This window comes from Achromobacter semiaridum, assembly GCF_053543755.1.
Genome location: NZ_JBLVOL010000033.1, coordinates 38,303 through 41,599, shown reverse-complemented (window position 1 = coordinate 41,599; position 3,297 = coordinate 38,303). Strand labels below are relative to the sequence as shown.

3 protein-coding genes are annotated in these 3,297 nt (G+C 63.2%); all 3 read right to left on the bottom strand.

Translation table 11 applies throughout. The features are described from left to right. Positions 1-20: 20 nt before the first annotated feature. Positions 21-875, bottom strand: a complete 855-nt coding sequence (pstA, locus tag ACNPP0_RS10545; protein ID WP_082134619.1) for a phosphate ABC transporter permease PstA — start codon at positions 873-875, stop codon at positions 21-23. A 26-nt stretch (positions 876-901) separates the two neighbouring features. Continuing rightward, positions 902-1,918, bottom strand: coding sequence for a phosphate ABC transporter permease subunit PstC (gene pstC, locus ACNPP0_RS10540; RefSeq protein ID WP_046806883.1), 1,017 nt, complete (start codon positions 1,916-1,918; stop codon positions 902-904). Between the two features lie 178 nt (positions 1,919-2,096). Next, on the bottom strand, positions 2,097-3,137 hold the full coding sequence (pstS, locus tag ACNPP0_RS10535) for a phosphate ABC transporter substrate-binding protein PstS (protein WP_332613265.1): 1,041 nt from the start codon (positions 3,135-3,137) through the stop codon (positions 2,097-2,099). Between the last annotated feature and the right edge of the window lie 160 nt (positions 3,138-3,297).

Genomic DNA, 3,297 nt, shown 5'->3' with positions numbered 1-3,297 from the left:
GCGCCCCGGCAAAGCGATCTTTACTTGCGGAACATGTTGCGGGCAATGATGTTGATGCCCAGCACCAGTAGCGTAATCAGCGTGGCGCCGGCCCAGGCCAGGTCATTCCAGTCCTTGAAGGGGCTGGCGGCGTATTGGTAGATGACAACGGGCAGGTTGGCCATCGGCGCGTTCATGTTGAACGACATGAACTGGTTGGACAGCGCCGTGAACAGCAGCGGCGCGGTCTCGCCGGAAATCCGGGCAATGGCCAGCAGCACGCCGGTGATGATGCCGGTCTTGGCGGCGCGATAGCACACCAGCGTGATCATGCGCCACTTGGGGCAGCCCAGCGCCGCCGCGGCTTCGCGCAGGCTGTTGGGCACCAGCAGCAGCATGTTGTCGGTGGTGCGCACCACCACCGGAATCACCAGGATGGACAAGGCCAGCGCGCCGGCCCAACCCGAGTAGTGGCCGACCTGAGCCACGTACACGGCGTAGATGAACAGGCCGATGATGATGGACGGCGCCGACAGCAGCACGTCGTTCAAGAAGCGCGTGGCAGGCGCCAGCCAGCCGCGCTGGCCGTATTCCGCCAGGTACGTGCCAGCCAGGATGCCAACCGGCGTGCCGATCAGCGTGCCCACGCCCGCCATTACCACGCTGCCGAAGATGGCGTTGATAAGGCCACCGGTTTGCCCGGGCGGCGGCGTGATTTCGGTGAACAGCGTGTACGACAGCGCGGGCGCGCCCTTGGTCAGCAGCGTCAGGATGATCCAGAACAGCCAGAACAAGCCGAACACCAGCGTGCCCAGCGACACCGTCAGCATGATGCGGTTGAGGATGCGGCGGCGCCGGTAGACGCCATTCTGCATATTGAGTACGGAAACAGCCATGATCTTTTCCTTGTGCTCGCGGCGCGTCAGGTCTTACGGCCTTCGCCGGCGGAAAGGCGTACCAGCAGCACTTTGGCCAGGGCCAGCACGATGGTCGTGATCAGGAACAGGATCAAGCCCAGTTCCAGCAACGCCGACTTCTGGATGCCGCCCGCTTCGTTGAATTCATTGGCCAGCGCGGAGGCAATCGAGTTGCCCGGCGAGAACAGCGAGCCCGACCACTTGAACGCGTTGCCGATCACGAACGTCACGGCCATCGTCTCGCCCAGGGCGCGGCCCAGGCCCAGCATGATGCCGCCGATGACGCCCGACTTGGTGAAAGGCAGGACCACGCGCCACATCACTTCCCAGGTCGTGCTGCCCAGCCCGTAGGCCGATTCTTTCAGCATCGCCGGCACCAGCTCGAACACGTCGCGCATCACGGCGGCGATGAACGGGATGATCATGATCGACAGGATCAGGCCGGCGGTGAAGATGCCGATGCCGAAAGGCGGCCCGGCGAACAGCCCGCCGATGACGGGCACGTTGCCCAGCGTGGCGATCAGGAACGGCTGCACGTACTGCTGGAATACCGGCACGAAGACGAACAGGCCCCACATGCCGTAGATGATGGACGGAATGGCCGCCAGCATTTCGACGGCGGTGCCCAGCGGGCGGCGCAGCCACGTCGGCGACAGTTCGGTCAGGAAGATGGCGATGCCGAACGAAACCGGCACGGCGATGATCAAGGCGATGGCCGACGTCAGCAAGGTGCCGATGATGGGCACCACGGCGCCGTAGTTCTGGTTGACGGGGTCCCAGTCGTTAAGCCACAGGAACGACAGGCCGTATTTGGCCAGCGATTCGCGGCTGCCGTAGATCAGGGATACCAGAATCGCCGCCAGCAGGATGAACACCAGGAAGGCGAACAGGCGGGTCAGATTCTTGAACAGCGCATCCATCAGCGCGTTTTTATTTTGCTTCATAGGCGAAGGCGTGCCGGTAGTCACGGAGTCCGCCACGCTGGGCGAAAGCGGCACACTATTATCCATTACCGCGCTCATGGATGGACTTTCCTTAGATGACCTGGGTGGAAACGGGAACTGCTGGGGCGAGCCGCCCCGGGTCTCTTGGTGGCCAAGATTTCCAGGGCGGTCGCTGTGTCGGGTCAAGCGCGTGGCAGAAAGGCGTCAGGCCGTACCCAAGGCATGACAGACGCCAACCTTGCGCGCTGTCCCCGGCTTACTTCCAGACGGGGGTGCCGTCGGCGGACTTGACTTCGCCCCAGGCGGCGCGGATTTCCTTGGTCACGGCTTCCGGCAGCGGCACGTAGTCCATGGCTTCGGCCGACTTGGCGCCGTTCTTGAACGCCCAGTCAAAGAACTCCAGTACGGCCTTGCCTTGCGCCGGCTTGGCTTGCGACTTGTGCACCAGGATGAACGTGGCGGCGGTGACGGGCCACGAATCGGCACCCGGCTCGTCGGTCAGGACCACGCCCATGCCCGGCGCGCTCTTCCAGTCGGCATTGGCGGCCGCGGCGGCGAACGCCTTTTGCTCGGGCTGGACGAACTTGCCGTCCTTGTTCTGCAGTTGCGTCCAGGCCAGCTTGTTTTGCTTGGCGTAGGCGTATTCCACATAGCCGATCGAGTTCTTCAGCTGGCCGACGTAGGCGGCGACGCCTTCGTTGCCCTTGCCGCCCTGGCCGGTGGGCCACTTGACGGCCTTGCCTTCACCGACTTGCGACTTCCAGTCAGCCGACACCTTGGACAGGTAGTTGGTCCAGCCGAAGGTGGTGCCCGAGCCGTCCGAACGGTGCACGACGATGATGTCGGCCGACGGCAGCTTGACGTCCGGGTTCAGCGCCTTGATGGCGTTGTCGTCCCACTTCTTGATCTTGCCCAGGAAGATGTCGGCCAGCACGGTGCCCGACAGCTTCAGCTTGCCCGGTTCCACGCCGTCGATGTTCACGACGGCCACGGTGCCGCCGATCACGGCCGGGAATTGCAGCAGGCCGTTCTTTTCCAGGTCAGCCGCCTTCATGGGATCGTCCGAGGCGCCGAAATCGACGGTCTTGGCGATGATCTGCTGTTGGCCGCCGCCCGAACCGATCGACTGGTAGTTGATCGCGTTGTTGGTGGCTGCCTTGTAGTCCGACGCCCACTTGGCGTAGATCGGGTACGGGAACGATGCGCCGGCGCCGGTCACATCGGCGGCCTGGACGGCAAAAACGGCGGCGCTCAGCGCAACGCCCACGGAAACTTGTTTGAAGACACGTTTGAACATCAGGGTTCCTTCTGTGCTCGTTAAAGGAGTCTAGTCAGGCTTTTTCTAGTGCCTGTCTTTCAGCGACCCTCGCATCTTAGGGGCCCAACGTGACAAGATAGTGACAGTCACATACGCTTCATCCAGCCCTTTGCGCCCCCCTCGAAAACACCGCGGCCGC